Source organism: Pseudomonas sp. LBUM1656 (assembly GCF_059716065.1).
Window position 1 is genome coordinate 4,907,291 of sequence record NZ_CP166800.1, and the last position, 25,930, is coordinate 4,933,220.

General features: G+C 60.7%; 21 protein-coding genes and 1 pseudogene. 11 read left to right on the plus strand and 11 right to left on the minus strand.

Annotated features, from left to right (window positions below; genetic code table 11):
• Positions 1-93: 93 nt before the first annotated feature.
• Positions 94-954, plus strand: a complete 861-nt coding sequence (locus ACA072_RS22190; RefSeq protein ID WP_497625030.1) for a MurR/RpiR family transcriptional regulator — start codon at positions 94-96, stop codon at positions 952-954.
• 56 nt (positions 955-1,010) lie between these two features.
• On the opposite strand, the gene ACA072_RS22195 is transcribed toward ACA072_RS22190, so the two are convergent.
• From ACA072_RS22195 to edd, 11 genes are all read right to left on the minus strand, one after another.
• Positions 1,011-1,910 (minus strand): D-hexose-6-phosphate mutarotase, encoded by a 900-nt coding sequence (locus ACA072_RS22195; protein ID WP_497620605.1) that lies wholly within the window; start codon positions 1,908-1,910, stop codon positions 1,011-1,013.
• 107 nt (positions 1,911-2,017) lie between these two features.
• Positions 2,018-3,364 (minus strand): carbohydrate porin, encoded by a 1,347-nt coding sequence (locus ACA072_RS22200; protein WP_497620607.1) that lies wholly within the window; start codon positions 3,362-3,364, stop codon positions 2,018-2,020.
• A gap of 192 nt (positions 3,365-3,556) precedes the next feature.
• Positions 3,557-4,717, minus strand: a complete 1,161-nt coding sequence (locus tag ACA072_RS22205; RefSeq protein WP_497620609.1) for an ABC transporter ATP-binding protein — start codon at positions 4,715-4,717, stop codon at positions 3,557-3,559.
• A gap of 2 nt (positions 4,718-4,719) precedes the next feature.
• Positions 4,720-5,565, minus strand: coding sequence for a carbohydrate ABC transporter permease (locus ACA072_RS22210; protein ID WP_403107319.1), 846 nt, complete (start codon positions 5,563-5,565; stop codon positions 4,720-4,722).
• Positions 5,558-6,466, minus strand: coding sequence for a carbohydrate ABC transporter permease (locus ACA072_RS22215; RefSeq protein ID WP_010457390.1), 909 nt, complete (start codon positions 6,464-6,466; stop codon positions 5,558-5,560). The genes ACA072_RS22210 and ACA072_RS22215 overlap by 8 nt, the downstream gene beginning before the upstream one ends.
• Positions 6,467-6,609: 143 nt before the next feature.
• Positions 6,610-7,911, minus strand: coding sequence for an ABC transporter substrate-binding protein (locus ACA072_RS22220; protein ID WP_461976136.1), 1,302 nt, complete (start codon positions 7,909-7,911; stop codon positions 6,610-6,612).
• Positions 7,912-8,028: 117 nt separating this feature from the next.
• Entirely contained in the window at positions 8,029-9,288 is a 1,260-nt protein-coding gene (locus tag ACA072_RS22225) for a D-mannose isomerase (protein WP_497620611.1), read from the minus strand.
• A gap of 227 nt (positions 9,289-9,515) precedes the next feature.
• Positions 9,516-10,985 carry an ATP-binding protein gene (locus ACA072_RS22230; RefSeq protein ID WP_497620612.1) on the minus strand — a complete coding sequence of 490 codons (1,470 nt, stop codon included), beginning with the start codon at positions 10,983-10,985 and terminating at the stop codon, positions 9,516-9,518.
• Entirely contained in the window at positions 10,975-11,703 is a 729-nt protein-coding gene (locus ACA072_RS22235; protein WP_131059773.1) for a response regulator, read from the minus strand. Before ACA072_RS22235 ends, ACA072_RS22230 begins: the two co-directional genes overlap by 11 nt.
• 145 nt (positions 11,704-11,848) lie before the next feature.
• Positions 11,849-12,808: a glucokinase gene (locus ACA072_RS22240; RefSeq protein WP_497620614.1), complete on the minus strand. Its 960-nt coding sequence runs from the start codon at positions 12,806-12,808 to the stop codon at positions 11,849-11,851.
• Entirely contained in the window at positions 12,805-14,631 is a 1,827-nt protein-coding gene (edd, locus tag ACA072_RS22245; protein WP_497620616.1) for a phosphogluconate dehydratase, read from the minus strand. The genes ACA072_RS22240 and edd overlap by 4 nt, the downstream gene beginning before the upstream one ends.
• A gap of 220 nt (positions 14,632-14,851) precedes the next feature.
• On the opposite strand from edd, the gene gap reads away from it, so the two are divergent.
• The 10 genes and pseudogenes from gap to ACA072_RS22295 all read left to right on the plus strand — a co-directional run bounded on the left by gap (position 14,852) and on the right by ACA072_RS22295 (position 25,827).
• Positions 14,852-15,853 (plus strand): type I glyceraldehyde-3-phosphate dehydrogenase, encoded by a 1,002-nt coding sequence (gene gap, locus ACA072_RS22250; protein WP_010457403.1) that lies wholly within the window; start codon positions 14,852-14,854, stop codon positions 15,851-15,853.
• Positions 15,854-15,869: 16 nt separating this feature from the next.
• Positions 15,870-16,334: a methylglyoxal synthase gene (locus ACA072_RS22255; RefSeq protein WP_200666866.1), complete on the plus strand. Its 465-nt coding sequence runs from the start codon at positions 15,870-15,872 to the stop codon at positions 16,332-16,334.
• A 76-nt stretch (positions 16,335-16,410) separates the two neighbouring features.
• Positions 16,411-16,929, plus strand: coding sequence for an RNA polymerase sigma factor (locus ACA072_RS22260; RefSeq protein WP_497620619.1), 519 nt, complete (start codon positions 16,411-16,413; stop codon positions 16,927-16,929).
• Positions 16,930-17,052: 123 nt separating this feature from the next.
• Positions 17,053-18,018: a FecR family protein gene (locus ACA072_RS22265; protein ID WP_497620620.1), complete on the plus strand. Its 966-nt coding sequence runs from the start codon at positions 17,053-17,055 to the stop codon at positions 18,016-18,018.
• Between the two features lie 122 nt (positions 18,019-18,140).
• Entirely contained in the window at positions 18,141-20,732 is a 2,592-nt protein-coding gene (locus tag ACA072_RS22270; protein WP_497620621.1) for a TonB-dependent receptor, read from the plus strand.
• A gap of 114 nt (positions 20,733-20,846) precedes the next feature.
• The gene (locus tag ACA072_RS22275; RefSeq protein ID WP_497620622.1) at positions 20,847-21,449 is read left to right on the plus strand and encodes a biliverdin-producing heme oxygenase; all 603 of its coding nucleotides are present in this window, start codon (positions 20,847-20,849) and stop codon (positions 21,447-21,449) included.
• Between the two features lie 156 nt (positions 21,450-21,605).
• Positions 21,606-22,001 carry a YbaN family protein gene (locus ACA072_RS22280; protein ID WP_497620623.1) on the plus strand — a complete coding sequence of 132 codons (396 nt, stop codon included), beginning with the start codon at positions 21,606-21,608 and terminating at the stop codon, positions 21,999-22,001.
• 442 nt (positions 22,002-22,443) lie between these two features.
• Positions 22,444-23,460, plus strand: a pseudogene (locus ACA072_RS22285) (methyl-accepting chemotaxis protein); the annotation flags it as partial.
• 102 nt (positions 23,461-23,562) lie between these two features.
• A complete protein-coding gene (locus tag ACA072_RS22290) occupies positions 23,563-24,318 on the plus strand; it encodes a methyl-accepting chemotaxis protein (protein WP_411738967.1) in 756 nt (251 codons plus the stop codon).
• Between the two features lie 177 nt (positions 24,319-24,495).
• Positions 24,496-25,827, plus strand: a complete 1,332-nt coding sequence (locus ACA072_RS22295) for a CoA transferase (RefSeq protein ID WP_497620625.1) — start codon at positions 24,496-24,498, stop codon at positions 25,825-25,827.
• Positions 25,828-25,930 lie beyond the last annotated feature (103 nt).

Sequence of the window (25,930 nt, forward strand, 5' to 3'; positions counted from 1 at the left end):
GATAGGCCACCGTTACGGGCCGTATCAAAGGCCCAATTTGCATAGCCGAACGCTTATTTGCGCTGCTGACCTAAGGAACATGAAATGGACCGCGTGCGAAATTTACTGGAACAGATCCAGAATCGCCTTGAAGACCTGAACAAGGCTGAACGCAAAGTCGCCGAAGTGATCCTGCAAAACCCACAGCAGGCCACCCGGTTCAGCATCGCCGCCCTCGCCCAGGCCTCGAAGGTCAGCGAGCCGACGGTCAACCGTTTCTGCCGTTCGTTCGGCGTCAGCGGCTACCCGGAACTCAAGCTTCAATTGGCCCAGAGCCTTGCCAGCGGCGCGGCGTATGTCAGCCGCGCGGTCGAGGCCGACGACAATCCCGAGGCGTACACCAAGAAGATTTTCGGCAGCGCCATCGCGTCACTGGACAGTGCCTTGCAGGCCCTGGACCCGAGCCTGATCAGCCGCGCCGTCGACTTGTTGATCCAGGCCCGGCAGATCCACTTCTTCGGCCTCGGTGCCTCAGCTCCGGTGGCGCTGGATGCGCAGCACAAGTTCTTCCGTTTCAACCTGGCCGTCACCGCCCATGCCGACGTGCTGATGCAGCGCATGATTGCGTCGGTGGCGCATACCGGCGAGCTGTTCGTGATCATTTCCTACACCGGTCGCACCCGCGAACTGGTGGAAGTGGCGCGCATCGCCCGGGAGAACGGTGCTTCGGTGCTCGGTTTGACTGCGGAGAACTCGCCGCTGGCCAAGGCCAGTACCTTGAGCCTGAACATTCCACTGCCGGAAGACACCGACATCTATATGCCGATGACGTCGCGGATCATTCAGCTGACCGTGCTGGATGTGCTGGCCACGGGCATGACCTTGCGCCGGGGCGTGGATTTCCAGCCGCATTTGCGCAAGATCAAAGAGAGCTTGAATGCGAGCCGGTATCCGGTTGGGGATGAGTTCAACTGAGCGCACACCGATCGTTCCAACGCTCCGCGTGGGAATGCAGCCCGTGACGCTCCGCGTCACTGGACGCGGAGCGTCCCTTGAGGCATTCCCACGCAGAGCGTGGGAACGATCACACGCGCCTGCAAACTCAAATGCGCCTTCTGCCCCGGTGCCAGGCTCAAGCTATCGGTCCCGCCACTCGCCGCCTCGACACAGACAAATTCTGAAATCTCGTTCCAGCTCACCCCCAGCAACGGCCGCGAGCCCGGGTGCCAGACCACCGTGTCGGCATGGTCACCGGTGTCGATGCACAATTCCCGCTGCCAGGCGTGGTCCTTGAGCTGCAATTCACCGTCATGCTGAAACACCCGCTGGCACCCGCCTTCGACTCTCAACTCCCCTTCCTGCTGGCAAACCTGACGGTTCAACTGGTCGTATCCCTGCGCGCCATCGAGCCCAGACAGCGCTATCTCACCCACGTCACCAATACGCCAATAGGCATGCAAAGCCTGACTCAATTGGCACGGCAGGCTGTCTTGATGCTCGGTGCTCAGGCGCAGATCCATTCGTTCGCCAAGATGTGCGTGCAGGTCCACTTGCCAGTCGCACAACTGAAGTTGCCAATGCAGGCGCACGCCATCGTCATCATGGCTGCTATGGAGCAGCTTCCAGTCGATCAACCGCGCCCAGCCATGGGAAGGCCAGGCGTTTTCGCTCGGGTGACGGCCATACCACGGCCAGCACACCGGCACGCCGCCACGAATCGCACCGACCTGCGGCCACTTCGCCGCGCACCAGAGCCAGGGCTTCTGGCCCTTTGGCTGGAAGTGCAGTAACTGCGCGCCCTGGCGACTGAACACCGCCTGACACAGCGGATGGTCGATCACCAGCACATCGCGCTTCTGATAGCGCTCCCACGCAAACACCGGACGTTCGCGCAAGGATTTGAAGAAGCGTTGTAGCGGATGCTCATGCATGTGCCACGGTCCTGAAAATCACCCGGGGTGCGCCGCCCCAAAAAAAAGCGGACAGCCTGGGCTGTCCGCAAAAATGCGCACATAGAGAGGAGCTTATCGCAACAGCGTTAGAACACCGACTGAATTTTCAGGCCGGCCACCAGTGCGTTGTCGACTTCATCCACACCGCCAGGGTGAGTGATGTATTGCAGGTTGGGACGCACGGTCAGCCAGTTGGTAACGTGGAAGCCGTAGTTGATTTCGTAGTTGTACTCAGTGTTACGCAGCGGCGCGAACAGCGGGTCCTGATAATCAGTGACATTGTTGGAGGCGTTGACCAACTCTGAGTTTTTCTTCACGTCATCGTTGACATGGATACGCGCGGCACCGATACCGAAGTCATCCTTCGGACGTGCATCGAACGGGCCCTTGTACACCAGCATCAGCGACTGGTAGTTGTCGACGAAGTTGGTGTCCTTGTCGTGGAAAGTGGCGTTGGCAGCAATGTTCAGGCCGCGAGATTTGTCACCGTTGTGGCTGGTGAGTTGTTGTTGCGCCACGAACCAGTAGCCGGATTTGCTGCTGTGGCTGCGATAGGCATTGCCGCTGGTGGCCGCATCATCGCCGTTATCGTCTTCACGAACGTCGTCGGCCTTGGCCGTGCTTTTGTAGTAACCGACACGGTATTCGCCCGGCAGGTTGCCAGGGTTCGGCAGCCAGACCAGTTCGACCGGCAACACGGTGCCCTTGGTACCACTGCCGCTGAGCTTGAAGCCGTTACCGTGCTCCAGTTGCGACGGGTTCTGGTTGTACGCGCCGATCTGCGCATACCACTCAGGCGAGATGTTGTACTTCACGCGGACCGCAGCCTGCATGACCGGCCAGTTGTACCAGATGTTGGTCGCCCAGTTACCCGCTTGGGAACCGCAGAATGCCAGGTTCTGGAACTCGCACGGGAAGGTGTTGAAGTCTTCGCCTTCACCGAAGTAACCGGCCTTGACGTCCAGCTTGCCGTCGAGGAACTGGTGCTTGATCCACAACTGGGTCAGACGGACCATGTGGCCACGACCGTAGACTTCCTGGGAGGAACTCAAGGTGCCGGCACGCGGATCGCCAACACGGTCATTGGAAATGTTTTCGCCGTTACGGTTGGTGAGCTGGATCTTGGCCTGGGTGTTATCCCAGCCCCACAATTTTTGCAGGTCGAGTGCCACGCCCAGACCAAACTGGTCGGCGTAACGCGCGGTCTTGTCGTTGTTGTAGCCGCCGTGAAGGTTTCCACCCACTTCACCGACGTAGTCCATCTTGATGTCGATACCTTGCTCGATCAGCTTGGTCCGCTCGCCACCCCAATCACCGGTCATCCATTCGGAATCGGCGCTGAACGCGTCAGCCGCGTGCACACTACCGGCCAGCATCATGGCCGCAACGGCTGACAACTGGCAGATAAGCTGAGCGTTGTTTTTCTTCTTCATCCCTACATCCTCGTTTTATTGTTATTAACTGTTTTTATTTAACGCGGTTACATCAGGTGCGGAGAGCGACAGGCCGCTCACCGCATATCCCCCTGGTGGGAGCGGGCTTGCTCGCGAAAACGGTGTATCAGTCGATATATCCGCTGAATGACACACCGCCTTCGCGAGCAAGCCCGCTCCCACATTTGATCTTCAGCGGCCTTTGAATTGGGCGACGTTCGCGCTGTGGCTCTCGGCTTTTGGCTGACCGGCCACCCCCAGGCGTTCACCGGTCTTGGCGTCGAACAACAGCACTTTCGATGGATCGAATTGCAGCGTCAGGGTCTCGCCCACGTTCGGCGCGACGTCCGGCGCCAGGCGGCAGCAGACTTTGGTTTCATTGAGATTGACGAACACCAGGGTGTCGGGACCGGTCGGCTCGGTGACCTGGACTTCGGCGCGAATGGTAGGCAAACCGTTGGGCTCGCTGCCCGCCAGCACGATCTGTTCCGGACGCAGGCCTAGGATCACTTCGCGGTCTTCAAGGCCGGCGTCCTGCATGCCCATTGGCAGTTCGCAACGCGCCTGGCCACTGTCGAGCAGTGCCACCAGGCGACCTTCCTTGCGCTGCAAACGCAGGGGGATAAAGTTCATCGGCGGCGAACCGATGAAGCTCGCCACGAACAGGTTGGCCGGGTTGTTGTAGATGTCTTTCGGCGTACCGAATTGCTGAATGATCCCGTCCTTCATCACCGCCACTTTGTCGCCCAGGGTCATCGCTTCGATCTGGTCGTGGGTCACGTAGACCGTGGTGGTTTTCAGGCGCTGGTGCATCAGTTTCATTTCGGTGCGCATCTCGACGCGCAGCTTGGCGTCGAGGTTGGACAGCGGTTCGTCGAACAGGTAAATCTTCGGCCGACGTGCCAGGGCACGGCCCATGGCCACGCGCTGTTGCTGACCACCGGAGAGCTGGCCGGGTTTGCGGTTGAGCAGGTGTTCGATCTGCAGCAGCTTGGCCACCCGCGCCACTTCCGCTTCGATATCGGCGGCGGGCATTTTGCGGATCTTCAAGCCGAAGGCGATGTTCTCGCGCACGCTCATGGTCGGGTACAGCGCGTAGGACTGGAACACCATGGCGATGTCGCGGTCTTTCGGGCTCATGCCGCTGACGTCCTGGTCACCGATCATGATCGCGCCGCCGGTGATGGTTTCCAGGCCGGCGATGCAGTTCATCAGGGTCGATTTGCCGCAACCCGAAGGTCCGACCAGGATCAGGAACTCACCGTCCTTGATCGACAGTTCGATGTTCTTGAGGGTGTCCGGCAGGCCGGGGCCATAAGTCTTGTTTACATTGCGAAGTTCGAGCGTAGCCATGATTACCCCTTGACTGCGCCGGCCGTCAGCCCGCGCACGAAATACTTGCCTGCGACCACATAGACCAGCAGGGTCGGCAGCCCGGCGATCATCGCCGCCGCCATATCAACGTTGTATTCCTTGGCCCCGGTACTGGTGTTGACCAAGTTGTTCAACGCCACCGTAATGGGTTGCGAATCACCGCTGGAGAACACCACGCCGAACAGGAAGTCGTTCCAGATCTGGGTGAACTGCCAGATCAGGCAGACCATGATGATCGGGGTGGACATCGGCAGGATGATCAAGCGGAAGATGGTGAAGAAACCCGCGCCATCGAGCCGCGCCGCCTTCACCAGCGCATCGGGAACGCTGACGTAGTAGTTACGGAAGAACAGCGTGGTGAACGCCAGGCCGTAGACCACGTGCACGAACACCAGGCCTGTTGTGGTACTGGCCAGGCCCATCTTGCCGAGGGTGAACGAGGCCGGCAGCAGGACGGTCTGGAATGGCAGGAAGCAACCGAACAGCAGCAAACCGAAGAACAACTGCGAGCCACGGAAGCGCCACATCGACAGCACATAGCCGTTCAGCGCACCGATGGCGGTGGAGATCAGTACCGCCGGGACGGTGATCTTGATCGAGTTCCAGAAGTACCCGTCCACCGTGCCCCAGGCCTTGACCCAGCCGATGCCGCTGACCACGGTTGGCCAGCTCAGCAGGTTGCCGGAGTTGATGTCTTCCGGGGTCTTGAAACTGGTCAACAACATGACCACCAGCGGTATCAGGTAAAGCAATACGGCCAGGATCAGCACGCCGTAGATCGCGATGCGACTCAGGCTGATGGAAGGTTTGGCAGAGAAACTAGTCATGGCGCTTGGTCCTCAGCTCGGAGTACAGGTAAGGCACGATGATTGCGAGAATCGCACCGAGCATCAGAATCGCACTGGCCGAACCCATGCCCATCTGGCCGCGGCTGAAGGTGAAGGAATACATGAACATCGCAGGCAGGTCGGAGGAGTAACCCGGACCACCGGCAGTCATTGCCGCCACCAGGTCGAAACTCTTGATCGCGATGTGAGCGAGGATCATCACGGCGCTGAAGAACACCGGGCGCAGGCTCGGCAACACCACTTTCAGGTAAATGCGCGGCATGCTCGCGCCATCGATCTGGGCGGCACGGATGATCGATTGATCAACCCCACGCAGGCCGGCGAGGAACATCGCCATGATGAAGCCCGAGGCTTGCCAGACCGCAGCGATCACCAGGCAATACACGACGCGATCCGGGTCGATCAGCCAGTCCAGGCGAAAGCCTTCCCAGCCCCAGTCCCGCAACAATTTGTCCAGGCCCATGCCCGGGTTGAGCAGCCATTTCCAGGCCGTACCGGTGACGATCATCGAGAGCGCCATCGGGTACAGGTAAATGGTGCGAATGAAACCTTCGCGACGAATGCGCTGATCAAGAAACACCGCCAGCAGCACACCGATCACCAGGGTGATGCCAATGAACATGCCGCCGAACACGGCCAGGTTCTTGCTCGCAACCCACCAACGGTCGTTGTCGAACAGCCGTTGGTATTGCGCCAAACCTGCCCATTTGTAAGTCGGCAGGAAGGTCGAGGTGGTGAACGACAGGATGAACGTCCACAGGATATAGCCATAGAAGCCCACCAGGACGATGAACATGCTGGGCGCCAGCACCAGTTTCGGGAGCCAGCGCTGCAGTGCATCGAACGGCGAGGCCTTGCTGAACACAGCAACAGAACTCATGGGGAAATCCCGTACGTAGAAAAAGGATTACATGCAGGCCCTTTGTAGGAGCCGGCTTGCTGGCGATAGCGGTGTGTCAGTTGGCAGATCCGCTGACTGACAGTCCGCTATCGCCAGCAAGCCGGCTCCTACAGGGCCAAGCATTACTTGGCAGCTTTGACGGCCGTGCCCAATTGCTTGGCGGCAGTCGCCGGATCGGCTTTCGGGTCGTTGATGAAGTTGGTCACCACATCAAAGAACGCGCCTTGTACCGCCAGCGTGGTCGCCATGTTGTGCGCCATGCTCGGCTGCAGGCCGCCGGACTTGGCGTCCGCCAGGAAGTCCTTGGCAGCGGTCTGGGCGCAGGAGTCGAAACCGTACTTGCCCATGTCGTTCAGCATGTCGATTCGAACCGGGATCGAACCTTTGTTGATGCTGAAGACTTTCTGGAAGTTCTCACCCAGCACGACCTTGGCAATATCCTGCTGCGCGGCAGCAGTGCCCTTGTCTTTCTGCTTGAACACGGCCAGGGAGTCGATGTTGTAGGTGAAGGCCTTGTCGGTGCCCGGGAACGCTACGCACTCGTAGTCCTTGCCGGCGACTTTCTTGGCCGCGGTCCATTCGCTCTTGGCCCAGTCACCCATGATCTGCATGCCGGCCTTGCCGTTGATGACCTTGGCCGCTTCCAGGTTCCAGTCCTGGCCTTTGCCGTCGGCGTCCATGTAGGTCGCGACTTTCTTCAGCTCGGTCAGTGCCTTGACCATTTCAGGACCGGTCAGTGCTGCGTTGTCGAGGTCTACCAGGGCTTTCTTGTAGCCGTCGACGCCCATGACCGAAAGGACCACCGCTTCGAACACGGTGCTGTCCTGCCAAGGCTGGCCGCCGTGGGCCAGGGCAATGAAGCCCGCCGCTTTCAGCTTGTCACCGGCCGCGTAGAACTCTTCAAGGGTGGTTGGCGCTTTTTCGATGCCGGCTTTCTTGAAGACTTCCGGGTTGATCCACAGCCAGTTGACGCGGTGAATGTTCACCGGCACGGCCACGTAGTCACCCTCGTACTTCACGGTATCGGAGACTTTCTTGTCGAGCAGGCTGTCCCACTTCTCTGTCTTGGCGGCGTCTTTCAAGACGTCGGTGTCGAGCAGACCGGTAGACGCCCATTCCTGGATGTCCGGACCTTTGATCTGCGCTACACCCGGCGGGTTACCGGCAACGGCGCGGCTCTTGAGTACGGTCATGGCGGTCGCACCGCCACCACCGGCGACTGCGCCGTCCTTCCAGGTGAAGCCGTCTTTTTCGACTTGGGCCTTGAGGACATCGACGGCCGCTTTTTCACCACCGGAGGTCCACCAGTGAACGACTTCTACCGAACCTTTGGAATCGGCGGCAAGCGCACTGACAGGGAATGCAGAGATAGGGAGCAATGAGGCAAGAGAAATGACAGTAGCGAGGCGAGAAATCGCATTCATCTAGAATTACCTTTCTTGTTGTTATGCATGCAAGTCTGGTGCTTGCGCTGCATAGGATTTTAAACAGGAGTCATCCCCTCGCAGGTAACGAAGGGACGCTTGAATGTCACCACATGGTTACACAGGAACGCTCTGGGACAACTGCCCCAAGGCAGTGGCCATGCTCGGCGCCAATGGCAGGCGCGGAATCAGCACGGCTTGCCAGGCGTGATACAGATCGGGTTTACCGGCCCAGATATCGGCGCTCGGGCGATTTTGCGGATCGAGTTCATGGTGCCAACTGCCATCGCAACGGTCGATGAAATGACTGTCACAGAATTCCCAGAACAGCCGGTACCAGGCTTCGTATTGTTCGTCGCCCGTGCGTTTAAGCAGCGCGCTGGCGGCAGCGCTGGCTTCGCAATGGGTCCAGTGCAAACGATGGCGAACCACCGCGTGATTGCCCCAGTCGAGGGTGTAGACAATCCCCGGCGCACCATCAATATTCCAGCCATGACGGCAGTTATGATCGAAGAGCTTTTGCGCATCGGTGGCCAGCCAACCCGGCGTGAGCATGCCGGCCTGAACCCTCGCGGCTTCGAGGTGCAGCAACAGCCGCGCCCATTCGAAACCGTGTCCCGGCGTGGTGCCGTAGGGGCGGAAACCGTCGGCCGGGTTGTCGTGGTTGTACTCGCGCAGCGGCTGCCAGTGGCGATCGAAATGCTCGACCACCAGGTAGTCGTTGGCGGCGGCGCGACCATGGATCACTCGTTCAACGATGCGTTGAGCACGGCACAGCCAGCGGTGGTCGTCGGTGACATCGGCCAACGCGAGAAAGGCTTCGGTGGCGTGCATGTTGCTGTTGGCGCCGCGGTAGGCTTCTTCACCGCTCCAGTCGCGATCAAAGGATTCGCGCATCGCGCCCTCCTCCTCGCTCCAGAAATGCGTGTCGATGATATTGATCGCGTCATCGAGCAACGCTTGGGCGCCGGGGCATTGCGCGACCACTGCGGAACTGGCGGCCAGTGCCACGAAGGCATGCAGGTAAGCCGCCTTGCCGGTGTTGCCATCGCGATGATGGGCGACGGCAAACCAGCCCCCGTGTTCGGCATCACGCAACGGGCCGCTGAGTGCCTGGATGCCGTGATCGACCAACTCGGCAAAACCCGGCAAGCCCTGGATGTGCGCCATGGCGAAGCTGTGGGTCATGCGCGCGGTGTTCATGGTTTCGGCATGGACGTTGGCCGGAAGACGGCCCTTTTCATCGAGGTTGCCGAAACCTTCGGCAAGCTTTGAAGCCTTGGCAAATGCGAGCAGGCGCAAACCTTCGGCAGCGAGCCATTGCTGATGGGCAGGTGCGTTGAGCCAACTGCTGAACGCAGGTTGGAAAGTGTCCATGGGGTGCCTTTTTTGTTGTTTTGACTGCGGGCAGTCTAAACAACGGGCGGGGGCGGGCTTGTAACGAAGGGGGCGAGTTATGTCACCAGCTTGTGACATTCGCTCTGAAGTATGTGTTGAAAGGTCTGACGCCTTCGCGAGCAAGCCCGCTCCCACATTGGCTTTGTGTACGGCGCAAATCCAATGTGGGAGCGGGCTTGCTCGCGAAGAACGATAACGCGGTCTGACTAATCAACACTGCGCGGCAACTGCAACGTCACCCGCAACCCGCCTTCACGCAGGTTTTGCAGGCTGACCTCCCCGCCATGGCTGTGGGCAATGTTGCGCGCAATCCCCAGCCCCAAGCCATAACCCTGCTGCTGCCCGGCCAGGCGGAAGTGCGGTTCGAACACCTGCTCCATCCGTTGCTCCGGCACGCCCGGCCCTTCGTCATCGACGTGCAGGATGAAAGCGCTCTCGTCGTCATCGATGTGCAAATGCGCGTTCTGCCCATACTTCAACGCATTGTCGATCAGGTTGCCGATGCAGCGCTTGAGCGCCAGCGGTTTGCCCGGATACGCCGCCAGCGCTCGGCCCTGCTGGGTAACGCGACCATTGCCGTTGGGCGCCAGATACGGCTCCACCAGACAATCGAGCACATGATTGAGGTCCACCGGTTCGATGTTTTCGTGGATGTCGGTGTCTTTCACGCACTGCAGCGCACCTTTGACCAGCAGCTCCAGCTCATCCAGATCACGGCCGAACTTGGCTTGCAGCGTTTCGTCTTCGAGCAATTCGACCCGCAACCGCAAGCGCGTGATCGGCGTGCGCAAGTCATGGGAAATCGCGCTGAACAACTGACTGCGTTCGGTCAGGTAACGGCTGATGCGTTCGCGCATCGCATTGAAAGCGCGGCCCACTTCGACCACTTCACTGCCGCCGCCTTCGGCCACCGGCTCGACTTCGGCACCGAGGGACATGTCCCGCGCCGCCCGCGCCAGGCGTTTGAGTGGACGACTCTGCCAATGCACCAGCAAGCCAATGAACAACAGCAAGAAGCCGCTGGTGAGGACGATGAACCAGACCTGCTGCGCCGGCAGGCCCTGCTCTTCAAGACTGGTGTAAGGCTCGGGCAAGAGCGAGGCGATGTACAGCCACTCGCCCGGCGCCATCTGGATTTGCGTGACCAGCACGGGCGGGTTCACCGGCTCCAGGGTGAGCGCGTAATGCGCCCAGGAGCGCGGCAATTCATCGAGTTTCAGCCCGCTGTTGAAGATCCGCAGGTCTTCGGGGCTGACGAAAGTCACCGATATATCCGTGTCTTGGCCGAGTGACTCGCGCAACACCTGGTCCACCGCCTTGAGCACGGCTTCCTTGCGCGGGGTGATCGGCAGCACGTCCATGCCCAAGGGCTTGTCGTTGAGCGTCACCACGAAACGGGTGCCGCCCATGCTGCGCAACTGGTCGAGCACCAAGGGACGAAACGCGACCGGCAGCGAGCGAAAGTAACTGACGCTGGCCGTCATCGAATGGGCGAGGCTGCGGGCGCTGGTCACCAGGCCTTCGAGCTGAGTGGCCCGCAGTTGCGAGACCCAGATCACGCTCGACAGTGTCTGCGCGAACAGCACGGCGAGCAGGGTCAGCAGCAACATGCGCCCAAGCAGCGAACGCGGCACCGGCACGCGGGCGGCGAGTTTGCGGAGAAACTCAGTGGCCATTGCTGGCAACCACATTGGCTGCCAGTTGGTAGCCGCTGCCGCGCACGGTACGGATCAGCCGCGGCGGTTTTTCGGTATCGCGCAGACGCTGACGCAAACGGCTGACCGCCATGTCGACGATGCGATCCAGCGGCATCAAGTCGCGGCCTCGGGTGGCGTTGCCGATGGTGTCGCGATCGAGGATTTCCTGAGGGTGATCGAGGAACAGTTTCAGCAGGGCAAAATCGGCGCCGGAGAGAATCACTTCCTCGCCGTCGATGTGGAACAACCGGTGACTGACCATGTCCAGGCGCCAGTCGTCGAATGCCAGCACTTCACCGCCGGAACGTTCCTGACCGAACTGCGCGCGGCGCAACAAGGCCTTGATGCGTGCCTGCAATTCACGGGGGCTGAAGGGTTTGCCGAGGTAGTCGTCGGCGCCCAACTCCAGGCCGATGACGCGGTCGGCCTCGTCGGAGCTGGCGGTGAGCATGATGATTGGCACCTGCGCCTGACGCGGGTGCTGGCGGATCCAGCGGCAGAGGCTGAAACCGTCTTCGTCCGGCAGCATCACGTCGAGGATCACCAGATCGCTCGGTGCTTCGTTCATCGCTTGGCGAAAGCCGGCGCCATCGGGCGTGGTACGGACCTGGAAACCGGCGCGGGTCAGGTAGGTGTCCAGCAACTCGCGTATCTCTTGATCGTCATCGACCAACAAAATCGACCTGACTGAGCTCACGGGGCGGCGTCCTTGTTGTTTGAATTGGGGCGGATTATGCCTGATCGTTCCCACGCTCTGCGTGGGAATGCCTCAAGGGACGCTCCGCGTCCAGTGACGCGGAGCGTCACGGGCTGCATTCCCACGCAGAGCGTGGGAACGATCATTAAACCGGGATGGATTGCTCCAGCGCTACCCCCGCACCCATCAACCCGGAATACGGTGCCGTCACCAGCCACACCGGGATGCCTTTGAAGTAATCGCTCATGCAGCCCTTGTCAGCGAAGCACCGGGCAAAACCGCTTTCAACGAAGAAATCGGCAAACCGTGGAATCACCCCGCCAACGATGTACACGCCACCGCGTCCACCCGTGGTCAGCACGTTATTGCCGGCCACACGGCCGAGCCAACAGCAGAACTGCTCCAACACTTCCAGCGCAATCGGATCACCCGCCAGACCGGCAGCCGTAATCGACTCCGGGGTATCGAGCACCGGTTCATGACCGTCCACCGCACAAATCGCCCGGTAGACCCGAGGCAAACCGCTGCCGCTCAACGCGGTTTCAGCGCTGACATGCCCGATCTCATTGAAGATGTGCTGCCACAGTTGCGTTTCACGCGGGCTGCTCAGGGGTAAATCGACGTGACCGCCCTCCCCTGGCAATGCGGCGAAACGGCCTTCGCCCAGATCCAGCAAGGTGCCGACCCCCAGGCCCGTGCCCGGACCGATCACCACGGCCGGGCGCAACGGTTCCGGCGTGCCTTCACAGACCACCCGAAACTCGTCCGGCTGCAAACGGGTCATGCCCAGCGCCATCGCAGAGAAATCATTGACCAGCAACAGTTGATCGACCTGCAAGGTCTTGCAGAAACCTTTGCGACTGAGTCGCCAGTGATTGTTGGTGAACTTGAATTCGTCACCGCTCACCGGGCCGGCCACCGACAGGCACACCGAACCGATCGAACCCAATGCCAGGCCAAGCCCGCTCAGGTAGAGGGCAATTGCCTCTTCCGGGCTGGCGTGGTCGGCCGTCGCCAGCACCTGGATCGCTTCCAGTTGCTGGTTTTTCCACAACGCGAAACGTGCGTTGGTCCCACCGATGTCACCGACCAAAGCCAGTTTCAATTAAGCGTCTCCAGGGCAGAAGTAAAGGCGCTGGCGCCCTGCTCTGCGGAGCTGAAGGCCATGCGCATGAAACCAAACAGCTCGCGACCGGTGCCAATGTTATTGCCCAACAGGCCCTTGGCCGGCGTTCGCGCTGCGAATTCTTCAGCGTCCACCTTAAGCTCCAGGGTGCCTTTGACGCCATCGACGCGGATGATATCGCCCTCTTGCACCCGCGCAAGAGCACCGCCGACATAAGCTTCGGGACTGACATGAATCGCCGCCGGGATTTTCCCCGACGCACCAGACATGCGCCCGTCAGTCACCAGCGCCACTTTGAAGCCGCGATCCTGCAGCACGCCGAGGAACGGCGTCATCTTGTGCAGTTCCGGCATGCCATTGGAGCGCGGGCCCTGGAAGCGCATCACGGCGACAAAATCCTTCTCCAGCAAACCGGCCTTGAACGCGTCGGCCAGGTCCTGCTGATCCTGGAACACCATCGCTGGGGCTTCGACGATCTGGTTCTCCAGAGCGACGGCGGAGACTTTCATCACACCGCGACCGAGGTTGCCTTCCATTACCCGCAAACCGCCCTCTGGCGAAAACGCACGCGAAACCGGGCGCAGGATGGTTTCGTCGAGGCTGTCGGTCACGCCTTCGCGCCAGACCAGTTCGCCGTTATCGAGGAAGGGTTCCTGGGTGTAGCGGCTCAGGCCATGGCCGAGCACAGTGTTGACGTTTTCGTGCAACAAGCCGGCTTCCAGCAGTTCGCGGATCAGGAACGACATGCCGCCCGCCGCCTGGAAGTGGTTGATGTCGGCTTTGCCGTTCGGATAGACGTGGCTCAGGGTCGGCACGACTTCAGAGAGGTCAGCCATGTCTTGCCAGGTCAATTGAATACCGGCAGCCATCGCGATGGCTGGCATGTGCAGCGTGTGGTTGGTCGAGCCACCCGTCGCGTTCAGCGCCACGATGGAGTTGACCAGCGAACGCTCATCGACGATTTCACCGATGGGCATGAAGTTGCCATTTTGCTTGGTCAGGCGCGTGACTTGATGCGCCGCTTCGCGGGTCAGGGCATCGCGCAATGGCGTGTTCGGGTTGACGAAAGAAGAGCCCGGCAAGTGCAGACCCATGACTTCCATCAGCAACTGGTTGGTGTTGGCGGTGCCGTAAAAAGTACAGGTGCCGGGGCTGTGGTAGGAATTCATCTCCGATTCCAGCAGCTCTTCGCGGCTGGCCTTGCCTTCGGCATAGCGCTGGCGCACATCGGCTTTCTGCTTGTTGGAAATGCCCGAGACCATCGGCCCGCCCGGCACGAAGATCATCGGCAGATGACCGAAGCGCAACGCGCCCATCATCAGGCCCGGCACGATTTTATCGCAGATGCCGAGCATCAGCGCGCCATCGAACATGTTGTGGGAAAGGGCCACGGCGGTGGACAGCGCAATCACTTCGCGGCTCGGCAGGCTCAGCTCCATGCCCGGCTCGCCCTGGGTCACGCCATCGCACATGGCCGGGGTGCCGCCGGCGAACTGGCCGACCGAGCCGATCTCGCGCAGGGCCTTTTTGATCTGTTCAGGAAAGACTTCGTACGGCTGGTGCGCCGAGAGCATGTCGTTATATGACGAAACAATCGCAATGTTGGCGGAATTCATCATCCGCAGACTGTTTTTGTCTTCAGTGCCGCAACCGGCCACACCGTGGGCGAAGTTGGCGCATTGCAGCTTGCCGCGCATCGGACCGTCGCTGGCTGCACCGCGAATGAGCGCAAGGTAAGCCTCACGGGTTGCACGGCTGCGGGCGATAAGCCGTTCGGTGACCTCAATTACGCGGGGATGCATGTGTAGAACTCCAGGCTAACGGATGTGGCGACCTGATTGTCTATGCTGAGCAAGAGCCGGTGTCGATGGGATGACAGACGGTTTTCTTGATCGGTCGGACCAGTTGATTCAGGTCACTCGTTGTAGATTGAACAAAATATTGCCATTAAAAAGGCTTGTTTTCTATTTTTATGCGAATAATCTTGTAATTCCAACAACAAAACGACGGCGGCCCTGTTAAATGACTCTTCGAATCGCAATCAATGGTTTTGGCCGAATTGGCCGTAACGTCCTCCGCGCACTGTATACCCAAGGCTACCGCCAGGACCTGCAGATCGTTGCCATCAATGACTTGGGCGACAGCGCGATGAACGCTCATCTGCTCAAGTACGACACTGTTCACGGCACGTTCGACGCCGATGTCCAGCACGATCAGGAAAGCCTGACCGTCAACGGCGACCGCATTGCGGTCAGCGCCATTCGCAACCCGGCCGAGCTGCCGTGGGCCGCAGAAAAAATTGATGTCGTGTTCGAATGCACCGGTCTGTTCACCGACCGTGCCAAAGCCGCCGCGCATATTACGGCCGGCGCGCGCAAAGTGATCATCTCCGCACCAGCCAAAGGCGCGGACGCCACCGTGGTGTACGGGGTTAACCACGACATTCTGCGCCAATCGCACCAGATTATTTCCAACGCGTCGTGCACCACCAACTGCCTGGCTCCGGTGGCTCAGGTGCTGCACCGCGAACTCGGTATCGAAAGCGGTCTGATGACCACGATCCACGCCTACACCAACGACCAAAACCTGACCGACGTCTACCACACCGATCCGTACCGCGCCCGTTCGGCCACCCAGAACATGATCCCGAGCAAGACCGGCGCCGCTGAAGCGGTCGGCCTGGTGCTGCCGGAACTGGCGGGCAAACTGACCGGCATGGCGGTACGTGTTCCAGTGATCAACGTGTCGCTGGTGGACCTGACCGTGCAGCTCAAGCGTGAAGCGTCGGCCGATGAAGTCAACGCCCTGCTCAAAGAAGCCAGCCAGCACTCGAAAATTCTCGGCTACAACACCCTGCCGCTGGTCTCCAGCGACTTCAACCACAATCCGCTGTCGTCGATCTTCGATGCCAACCACACCAAGTCCAGCGGCAAGCTGCTCAAGGTTTTGGCGTGGTACGACAACGAGTGGGGCTTCTCCAACCGCATGCTCGATAACTGCCTGGCGCTGTGCAACGCAGAGTAACCAGGGAGCAACACCGATGATCGGTATCAGCTTCACGCAAAAGACCATGGCGGCGCGCAAGCGTATCGCCCTGGTCGCCCATGACCACTGCAAGGTGTTTTTGCTGGACTGGGCCGAACGGCAGAAAGACAAGCTCGCGCAACATGAACTGGTCGCCACCGGCACCACGGGTTTGTTATTGCAACAACGCCTGGACCTGCCGGTGGAAAGCATGATCAGTGGCCCCTTGGGCGGCGATCAGCAACTCGGTGCGCGCATCGCCGAGCAACGGGTCGACATGCTGGTGTTCTTCTGGGACCCGTTCGAACCGCAACCCCACGACCCGGATATCAAGGCGTTGCTGCGGGTCGCGGCGGTCTGGAACATTCCGGTGGCGTGCAACGAATGCAGCGCCGACTACCTGCTCAGCAGCCCGATGATGGAGCAGGCGCACGCGCACCGCATTCCCGATTACGCGACCTATCTGCTGGGTCGTGCGTAACCTTCACAAATCAGCACTTGACCACTCGAGCGGATGATAAGCATTATCATTCGCTCGAAATGGATCAGGTCCTCCCGTGAGTCAATCTCGCTTCAATCACGTCTTCATCGCCCAGCGAGTTTCTCTGCTGCGCACGCTGGAGCGGATGGTCAACAATCACAGCACCGCCGAAGACCTCTTGCAGGAGACCTACCTGAGAGTGACCCGGGCGCTCAGTGAGCGGGCCATCGATCACCTTGAACCCTTCGTTTTCCAGACCGCCCGCAACCTGGCGCTGGACCATTTGCGTGCGCGGCGTATTCAGTCGCGCACCATGCTCGACGACGTGCCACTGGACGTAGTGCAGGCGGTTGCCTCACCAGTGAGTAGCGCCGAGGATGCTGCCCATGCCGAACAATTGCTGGAGCGTTTGAACGTGAGCCTCAGTGAACTCAGCCATCGGCAGCAGCAGATTTTCATTCTCAGCCGGCTGCACGGGCACAGTTATGTGGAGATCGCCGAAAAGCTCAACGTCTCTTTAAGCACCGTGCAGAAAGAACTGAAGCTGATCATGGCGATCTGTATTGGCGTCGCTGAACGGTTAAACAGGGACTGAGTCTGCAGGTTTACTCTCTACTTGCCGGGATCGCCTGCGCTGACCTTCGGGCTTTGCTACCCTTGCCCACTTTCAAGCTTCACTCATAAAACAGCCGTGCACAGACACTGCCGAGGAAACACCGTGACGGACACCCACCGTTCCCCTCCGCCCTCCCCGGCGCGGGACGCCGCAAGCGCGATGGACCAGGCTCTGGACTGGCTGATCGTGCTGGGCAGTCCGAGCGAAGAACAGAGTCGCCAGTTTCACACGTGGCTGGTCGCCGATCCGTTGCATGCCGAAGCGTTCGCCAAGGCCCAGGCGATCTGGGATGGCCCGCAAGTGGTGCAATGCGCACAAAGCCTGGCCGACCGGCCGGCGAAAGTAACCGTGCTCTCGCGCCTGCGTCCGCACTGGAAACCGCTGGCCACGGCTGCCGTGCTGATCCTCGGTTTGTTCAGTTTCAGCAACCTGCCGATGCGCCTCCAGGCCGATCACTTGACGGTGGTCGGTGAACGCCAGCGTCTTCAACTGGAGGACGGCTCCAAAGTCTTGCTCAATACCAACTCGGCGTTTTCCAGCACCATCAACGGTCAGCAACGCATCGCTCGGTTGTATCAGGGCGAGGCGTTTTTCGAGGTGCCCGCCAATCGCGGCCAGCCACTGGAAATCGATGCCGGCCCGGTCACGGCCAGCGTGCGCGATACCGCGTTTGCCGTGCGCTATCTGGACGGCGTGGCGCAGGTTCGGGTGCAGCGGGGCGATGTCGATCTGCGGGCTACTCGCGACGACGCGCGAATTCGATTGTCCGCCGGAGAAAGCGTACGCATCGGCCCCAACGGTTTTGACCGCCCGGCCAAGCTCGATGCCGCCACGGACCTGGCGTGGGTCCAGGGCCGACTGGTGTTCGAGAACTGCCCGCTGAGCCAGGTGCTGGCGGAGCTGCGTCGCTATTACCCGGGCTGGATCATCAACAACAACGAGCAGTTGGCCGACGTCACGGTGACCGGCAATTACCGTCTCGACCAGCCGCTGGACGTGGTCCGTTCGCTGGCCCACATCACCTCGGCGCGGCTCCAGGAATTCCCGGCGCTGGTGATTTTGAACTAAATGAGAATTATTTTTACTCGATAGCCGAACCCCGTACGTCTCGTTATAGCCAATGCAATTGATTCGCATCTTCGAATGCCAATCAGCACCTATAAAGATTCGTGCGACACGGAGCGCTATCGATGTCCTCTCGCCTTACCCGCCAATCCCCTTCACCTTCCCGCGTGCTGTCGCTGCTGACGGCCGCCATCCTGATGGCCGGCAGCGCGCCGTTGATGGCTGACGCTGCCCCTGAGCAGCCGACCCGCAACATGGGCGATTACACGTTTGCCATCCCGCAGCAGTCGCTGGTCTCGGCACTCAATGCCTTTACGGCAGTGACAGGCTGGCAAGTCGGCTTGCCCGCCGAACTGGCGGACGGTGTGGCCTCGCCGGGTGTGCGCGGTTCGTTGCCGTCGGAAAAAGCCCTCGATCGCCTGTTGGTGGGGACCAACCTGAGCTATCGCAAACTGGGCAGTAACAACATCGTGCTGGAGAAGCGCAGCAATAGCGGCGCGCTCAACCTGGACCAGGTGACCATCAGCGCCACTCGCCAGGAACAAAGCATCGCCAGCGTGCCGAGCACCGTCACCGTTCACACCCGTGAAGAGCTGGACAGCAGCAACGTCAATACCATCAAGGATCTGGTGCGCTACGAACCGGGTGTCTCGGTGGGCGGTGCCGGGACTCGCGGCGGGATCAGTGGCTACAACATACGCGGCATCGACGGCGACCGGATCCTGACCCAGATCGACGGCGTCGAGATTCCGAACGGTTTCTTCAATGGCCCGTATGCCAAAACCCAGCGTAACTACGTCGATCCGGAAATCATCAAGCGCGTCGAAATTCTGCGCGGCCCGGCCTCGGTGCTCTACGGCAGCAACGCCATCGGCGGCGCCGTCAGCTATTTCACCCTCGACCCGGACGACATCATCAAGCCCGGCCAGGACGTCGGCGCCCGCCTGAAGACCGGTTACAGCTCCGCTGACGAGAGCTGGCTGAAATCCGCCACCGTCGCCGGGCGTGCCGATCAGTTCGATGGCTTGCTGCATTACAGTCAGCGCGACGGCCACGAAACCGATTCCTACGGCAGCAACAACGGCACCGGCCTGGACCGTACCGCGGCCAACCCGGAAGACGTGCGCGCCACCAACGTATTGGCCAAGATCGGCTGGAACTACAATGAAGATTCACGCCTCGGCCTGACCTACGAGAAGTACAAGGACGATCGCGACACCGATCAGAAGAGCGCTTACGGCGGCCCGTACTTCAACGGCCAGCCGACCATTCCGAACAGCGTGCTGCCCGGTGGCATGTACCAGTGGCGCACCGGCAACGACACCATCACCCGTGAGCGTTTCGGCCTGGAACATAGCTTCGCCCTCGACAGCCTGCTGGCCGACAACGTCAAGTGGAGCCTGAACCACCAGACCGCGAAAACCGATCAGAGCACCGAAGAATTCTATTTCCCGATCACCCGTAGAGTGCTGCGCACCCGCGACACGATTTACCAAGAGAAGCAGTGGGTCTTCGATGCCCAGCTGGATAAAGCCTTCAGCATCGCCGACACCGAGCACTTGCTGACCTACGGCACCACCCTCAAGCAACAGAAAGTCACCGGCTCGCGCAGCGGCGACGGTAAGTGCCTGGCGGTCGGTCGCGGCTGTGCGGCCATCGGCGCGACCAGCGCGGCCGACGTGCTGAGAAAATCCAGCGACTTCCCGGACCCCACCATCAACACCTACAGCCTGTTCGCCCAGGATGAGATCAGCTGGAACAAGTGGACCTTCCTGCCGGGCCTGCGCTACGACTACACCCAGCTCAAGCCGCACATCACCCAGGAATTCCTCAACACCGTGGCCGCCGACGGTCGCGGCACCGTCAGCGATGAGAACAAGACCTGGCACAAAGTTTCACCCAAGTTCGGCCTGACCTACGCCCTGACCGATCAGTACACCTGGTATGGCCAATACGCTGAAGGTTTCCGCACGCCCACCGCCAAGGCGTTGTACGGGCGCTTCGAAAACACCACCACCGGCTACAGCGTGGCGCCGAACCCGGACCTGGAACCGGAAAAAAGCAAAAGCTACGAAACCGGCCTGCGTGGCAACTTCGAGTCCGGCTCGTTCGATGTGGCGGTGTTCTATAACAAGTACCGCGACTTCATCAACGAAGACGCCGTCACCCCGGGTTACAGCGAGCTGACCTTCCAGAGCAACAACATCAAGCACGCGACCATCAAGGGCGCTGAGATCAAGGGCCGTCTGAACCTCGACACGTTCGGCGCACCACAAGGTCTCTACACCCAAGGCTCGGTGGCTTACGCCTACGGTCGCAACAACGACACCGGCGAACCGATCAACAGCGTCAACCCGCTGACCGGCGTGTTCGGCCTCGGTTACGACCAGGACAACTATGGTGGTTTGCTCAGCTGGACGCTGGTCAAGCGCAAGGATCGCGTCGACGACAGCAACTTCAAGTCGCCGGATGGCGTGAGCAGCCAATTCAAGTCGCCGGGCTTCGGCATCCTCGACCTGAGCGGCTTCTACAAAGTCACCGACGATGTGACCGTCAGCGCGGGCGTCTACAACCTGACCGACAAAAAATACTGGCTGTGGGATGACGTGCGCGGTTACGACAGCGTCGGCGAAGCGGCCGTGCTGAGCCCGGCCAACCTTGATCGCCTGACCCAGCCGGGTCGCAACTTCGCGGTCAATCTGGTCTGGGATATCTGACCCGACTCACCTCACGTCGCGACGTTAAAACAGACACGACGTGAGGATTTTTTACTGTCCGGCGCCTGCCCATTCGTCTCGTTACCAAGCGCCTCTTTTTCCCAAGGATTTCTCATGACCACTCAGGACACTACTCTACGCCCTGCTCTGCGCTCGCAACGCTTGAACCAGGTCACTAACGAGCCTCACACCAAGCTCGATGCGTTGGTCAAAGCCCACGCGCCGTTTGAGACGCGAGCCAACTTCGCCCGTTTTGTGGTGGCGCAGTATCTGTTCCAGTCGGAACTGGTGTCGCTGTACAACGATGCCGAATTGACGGCCATCGTCCCGGACCTGCCGGCGCGTTGCCGGGCTGAAGCGGCCAAGGCGGATCTGGCTGATCTGGACACTGAAGTACCGGAACCGGTGGCTGGCGCGGTGAAGCATCCAACCAAAGCCGAAGCCTTGGGCTGGTTGTTTGTTTCGGAAGGCTCGAAGCTCGGCGCAGCGTTCCTGATCAAGCGCGCGGTGGGTCTGGGCCTGAGCGAAACGTTCGGCGCCCGTCATCTCGGCGAACCGGCCGGCGGTCGTGCTGAAGGCTGGAAAAGCTTCGTCAAAACCCTCGACTCGTTGGCGTTCAGTGCTCAGGAAGAAGCTGAAATCGAGCAAGCCGCGGTCGCTGCATTCAACCGCTTTACCGTATTGCTGGAACAGGCTTACACCCCCGAACTCGCCTGACGCAACGCCGTCCCTGTGGGAGCGGGCTTGCTCGCGAACGCGGTGTGTCAGTCGACAAAAATGTTACCTGACACGCCGCCTTCGCGAGCAAGCCCGCTCCCACAATGGTCTGTATACACCCTCCAGTCACGCGCAACACGGGTCACCATAAGCCCCATGCCTCACCTCGCCTCCTCCAGACTCACCCGAGTCTTCTTCGGCCTGCTGGCCTATGTCAGCCTGGGCATCGGCCTGATCGCCATCGTCATCCCCGGCTTGCCGACCACCGAGTTCATCCTCCTCGCTGCCTGGGCCGCGACCAAAAGTTCGCCGCGCCTGAGTGCCTGGCTGGAAAACCATCGGCTGTTCGGTTCGATCCTTCGCAACTGGCGCAACGGCAAAATCATCGCCCGCCGGGCCAAGGTCAGCGCCACCGTCAGCATGCTGCTGTGCGCCACGTTGATGCTGGTCATGCTTGATCACGGCTGGCCGATCTACCTGGCGATTGCGGGCATGAGCCTGGGCAATCTGTGGCTGTGGTCGCGACCGGAATCGCTACCGAAAATCCCCTGAATTTCTGGCCTTTTCAGGGGGTTTTCCTGCGCAAACGTTCAACCATGACCGTTCGTCGGTGCCACCATCATGCAACCTCACCCCTCGCCGATGAGCATTAAATGGCGCTGAATGGACTTGGCGAACCGGGTCGACCTCGACCCACAGCCAATACTTCCTCCATTTGCGAGTTCGCCCTATGTTCGACTCTCTCTCCATCCGCCTGAAAATCGTCCTGCTGTCCGGCTTGTGCCTGCTCGGCGTGGTCGCGTTGATCGTCGGCATGAACATCTACCAGACCAATCAGAACGATGAACTGGTCAGCGCCTCGAGCAGCAAGATGCTTACCGCCAGCGTGCAGGACCTGCTCCAGGCCAAGGCTGCCGAGCAAGCGGTGCGGGTGCAGAAGACGTTCGGTGAAAGCCTGCTGGTGGTGACCGCCCTGGCCGATCAGATCAAGGACATGCGCACCCTGGCCGCCAAGCGCTCGCTTGAGGCCGGTGCCTTGCGTGAAGAGTTGAACCAGAGCCTGAAAACCGCGTTCGAGCGCAACAGCAAAGTGCTGGGGATCTGGCTGGCGTTCGAGCCCAACGGGCTGGACGGCAAGGACAGCGAGTTCGCCAACGATGCGGCGCGCCAGTCTAACGAAGCCGGGCGTTTCGCCAGTTACTGGAGCCGTGCCGGTGGGGCCGGGATCAACACGATCATGGTCGAAGACGACATGACCAAAACCACCTTGAGCCTCAGCGGCACGCCGTACAACAGCTGGTACACCTGCCCTCGCGACAGCAAGCGCACCTGCCTGCTGGACCCGTATGCCGACACCGTCGGCGGCAAGGAAATGCTGATGACCACCATTTCCGTACCGCTGCTGGTGGACGGCAAATCCATCGGTGTGGTCGGCGTGGACATTGCCCTCGACGCCCTGCAAGCCGCCGCGGTCGATTCCCAGCGTGACCTGTTCAACAGCGCCGGGCACATGCTGATTGTCTCCGGCAGCGGTGTTTTGGCCGGTTACAGTGTCGACGCAAGCAAGGTCGGCAAAAGCATCGATGCCACCCTGGGCGCAGACGGCAAGGACATCCTGCAACTGCTCAGCGGCGGCTCGCCGAAGATTCTCGAACAAGGCGACCTGATTCGCGCGGTATACCCGGTCAGCCCGATCAGCGACTCCAAGGCCTGGGGCGTGGTGATCGACCTGCCGAAACAAGTGCTGCTGGCCGACTCGGTGAAGCTGCAAGCGGTACTCGATGACGCCCAGCAAAGCGGCACCATCAAAGCGGTGTTGGTGGCCATCGCTGCCGGCCTGGTCGGTCTGTTGCTGATCTGGCTCACCGCGTCCGGCGTGACCCGGCCGATCAACAGCGTCGCCGAGATGCTCAAGGCGATTGCCAGCGGCGACGGCGACCTGACGCAGCGCCTGCACTACAGCAAGAAAGATGAACTGGGCGAACTGGTCAGCTGGTTCAACCGTTTCCTCGACAAGTTGCAACCGACCATCGCGCAGATCAAACAGAGCATCACCGACGCCCGTGGCACCGCCGACCAGTCTTCCGAAATCGCCCGTCAGACCAGCGAAGGCATGCAGGTGCAGTTCCGCGAAATCGACCAGGTCGCCACCGCGTCCAACGAAATGAGCGCCACCGCCCACGACGTCGCCAACAGCGCGTCGAACGCGGCCAACGCGGCCAAAGGTGCCGATCAATCGGCGCGCGACGGCATGTCGATCATCGAACGCAGCACCCGCGACATCAATCAACTGGCGGACGAAGTCAGCAAGGCCGTGACCGAAGTCGAAGCCTTGGCGGTCAACAGCGAGCAGATCGGTTCGGTGCTGGAAGTGATCCGCAGCATCGCCGAACAGACCAATCTGCTGGCCCTCAACGCGGCCATCGAAGCCGCCCGTGCCGGCGAGAGCGGTCGCGGTTTTGCGGTGGTCGCCGATGAAGTGCGCAACCTGGCCAAACGTACCCAGGATTCGGTGGAAGAGATCCGCATCGTCATCGAGCGCATCCAGACCGGCACGCGCGGCGTGGTCGCCACCATGCATTCGAGTCAGACCCAGGCTCACAGCAATGCCGGGCAGATTCAGCAAGCGGTGCAGGCGTTAAGCAAAATCAGCGACGCGGTGACGGTGATCAGCGACATGAACCTGCAAATCGCCAGCGCCGCCGAACAGCAAAGCGCGGTGGCCGAAGAGGTCAACCGCAACGTCTCGGCGATCCGTACCGTCACCGAAACCCTGACCGGCCAGGCCACCGAATCGGCGCAGATCAGCAGCCAACTCAACTCCCTGACCACCCACCAGATGAAATTGATGGATCAGTTCCGGGTGTAACTGGAACACCACAGTTCCCTTGTGGGAGCGGGCTTGCTCGCGAAAGCGGTGTATCAGTCAACATTGATGTTGAAGCTAATGACCCCTTCGCGAGCAAGCCCGCTCCCACATGGGGATTTTCATCCGGGCGGACGTAGTTTTGATCTATGCTCGGGCTCTCGCTCCGGAGGGCCTTCGATGACTGGTTTACTCACGTCCATTCAAGCCGCACTCGGCTTGCCGCACACACCGATTCCTTTCACGTCGAGTGGCGCCCTGCCCTCGGCGTTTGCCGTCACTGACCTGGCCTGCGCCAGCATCGCGGCTGCCGGTCAGGCAGTCAGCGAATTACTGCAGCAACACACCGGCCGGCTACCCAGCCTTGAAATCGACCAGCGCCTGGCGTCTTTCTGGTTCGCCACCTCGATCCGCCCCGTGGGTTGGAGCGTTCCGCCGATGTGGGACCCTGTTGCCGGTGACTACGCCACCCAGGACGGCTGGATCCGCCTGCACACCAACGCGCCGCATCACCGCGCCGCCGCCGAAAGCGTGCTCGGCGCCTGTGCCGACCGTGCCGCGATGGCGAGCAAGGTGGCGCAATGGGCGAAAACCGATCTGGAACAGGCCGTGGTCGATGCCGGTGGTTGCGCCGCCGAGATGCGCAGCTGGGCACAATGGCAGGCGCATCCCCAAGGCTTGGCGGTGAACGCCGAACCGTTGATTCAGTTCAGCGCCGCGTCTTCTCGACAGCCGAAATCGTGGCAGGGCTCTGTGGCGCAACCGCTGGCCGGGATCAAGGTGCTGGACCTCACGCGCGTACTCGCCGGCCCTGTCGCCAGTCGCTTTCTCGCCGGCCTCGGCGCCGATGTGTTGCGCATCGACCCACCGACCTGGAACGAACCGGGCGTGGTGCCTGAAGTCACCTTGGGCAAACGCTGCGCACGGCTGGACCTGCACAACCTTGATGATCGGGCCGTGTTCGAAAGTCTGCTCAAGGACGCCGATATCATCCTCCACGGTTACCGCGCCGACGCACTGGAAAAGCTGGGTTATGGCGCCGCCGAGCGTGAAAAACGGGCACCGGGCCTGATCGATGTGTGCCTCAACGCCTATGGCTGGAGCGGCCCTTGGCAGAACCGCCGCGGCTTCGACAGCCTGGTGCAGATGAGCAGCGGAATTGCCGACGCGGGGATGCGATGGAAGAAAACGGACAAGCCGACACCCTTGCCGGTTCAGGCGCTTGATCACGCGACCGGGTATTTGATGGCAGCCGCGGCGATCACCTTATTGGGCCGTGGCGGGTCGGCCAGGATGTCGTTGGCGCGCACGGCGAAATTGTTGATTGAACAAGGTGCCGGGACGGAAGAAGCGCTTCGGGCAGAAGATGAAAACGATCAAGGATTGTTGGTTGAGCAGACGCCTTGGGGGCCGGCGCATCGGCTTCATGTGCCGCTGAAAATCACCGGGACGCCGTTGCAGTGGGCGCTTCCGGCTGCTGAATTGGGTTCCCACCGCGCGCAATGGTGGTGAATTTTAGATAGCCTTCGCGAGCAAGCCCGCTCCCACAGGTTTTGTGATCGGCGCAGATCCACTGTGGGAGCGGGCTTGCTCGCGAAGGGGCCAGAACATCCAG

Excerpts from the sequence above, each read along its gene's own strand:
- ACA072_RS22255 (WP_200666866.1), top strand. The coding sequence starts at position 15,870 with ATGATCGGTATCAGCTTCACGCAAAAGACCATGGCGGCGCGCAAGCGT.
- ACA072_RS22195 (WP_497620605.1), bottom strand. The coding sequence starts at position 1,910 with ATGCATGAGCATCCGCTACAACGCTTCTTCAAATCCTTGCGCGAACGT.
- ACA072_RS22225 (WP_497620611.1), bottom strand. The coding sequence starts at position 9,288 with ATGGACACTTTCCAACCTGCGTTCAGCAGTTGGCTCAACGCACCTGCC.
- ACA072_RS22210 (WP_403107319.1), bottom strand. The coding sequence starts at position 5,565 with ATGACTAGTTTCTCTGCCAAACCTTCCATCAGCCTGAGTCGCATCGCG.
- ACA072_RS22290 (WP_411738967.1), top strand. The coding sequence starts at position 23,563 with ATGCAGGTGCAGTTCCGCGAAATCGACCAGGTCGCCACCGCGTCCAAC.
- gap (WP_010457403.1), top strand. The coding sequence starts at position 14,852 with ATGACTCTTCGAATCGCAATCAATGGTTTTGGCCGAATTGGCCGTAAC.
- ACA072_RS22220 (WP_461976136.1), bottom strand. The coding sequence starts at position 7,911 with ATGAATGCGATTTCTCGCCTCGCTACTGTCATTTCTCTTGCCTCATTG.
- ACA072_RS22205 (WP_497620609.1), bottom strand. The coding sequence starts at position 4,717 with ATGGCTACGCTCGAACTTCGCAATGTAAACAAGACTTATGGCCCCGGC.
- ACA072_RS22275 (WP_497620622.1), top strand. The coding sequence starts at position 20,847 with ATGACCACTCAGGACACTACTCTACGCCCTGCTCTGCGCTCGCAACGC.
- ACA072_RS22200 (WP_497620607.1), bottom strand. The coding sequence starts at position 3,364 with ATGAAGAAGAAAAACAACGCTCAGCTTATCTGCCAGTTGTCAGCCGTT.
- ACA072_RS22270 (WP_497620621.1), top strand. The coding sequence starts at position 18,141 with ATGTCCTCTCGCCTTACCCGCCAATCCCCTTCACCTTCCCGCGTGCTG.
- ACA072_RS22230 (WP_497620612.1), bottom strand. The coding sequence starts at position 10,985 with ATGGCCACTGAGTTTCTCCGCAAACTCGCCGCCCGCGTGCCGGTGCCG.
- ACA072_RS22215 (WP_010457390.1), bottom strand. The coding sequence starts at position 6,466 with ATGAGTTCTGTTGCTGTGTTCAGCAAGGCCTCGCCGTTCGATGCACTG.
- ACA072_RS22280 (WP_497620623.1), top strand. The coding sequence starts at position 21,606 with ATGCCTCACCTCGCCTCCTCCAGACTCACCCGAGTCTTCTTCGGCCTG.
- edd (WP_497620616.1), bottom strand. The coding sequence starts at position 14,631 with ATGCATCCCCGCGTAATTGAGGTCACCGAACGGCTTATCGCCCGCAGC.
- ACA072_RS22295 (WP_497620625.1), top strand. The coding sequence starts at position 24,496 with ATGACTGGTTTACTCACGTCCATTCAAGCCGCACTCGGCTTGCCGCAC.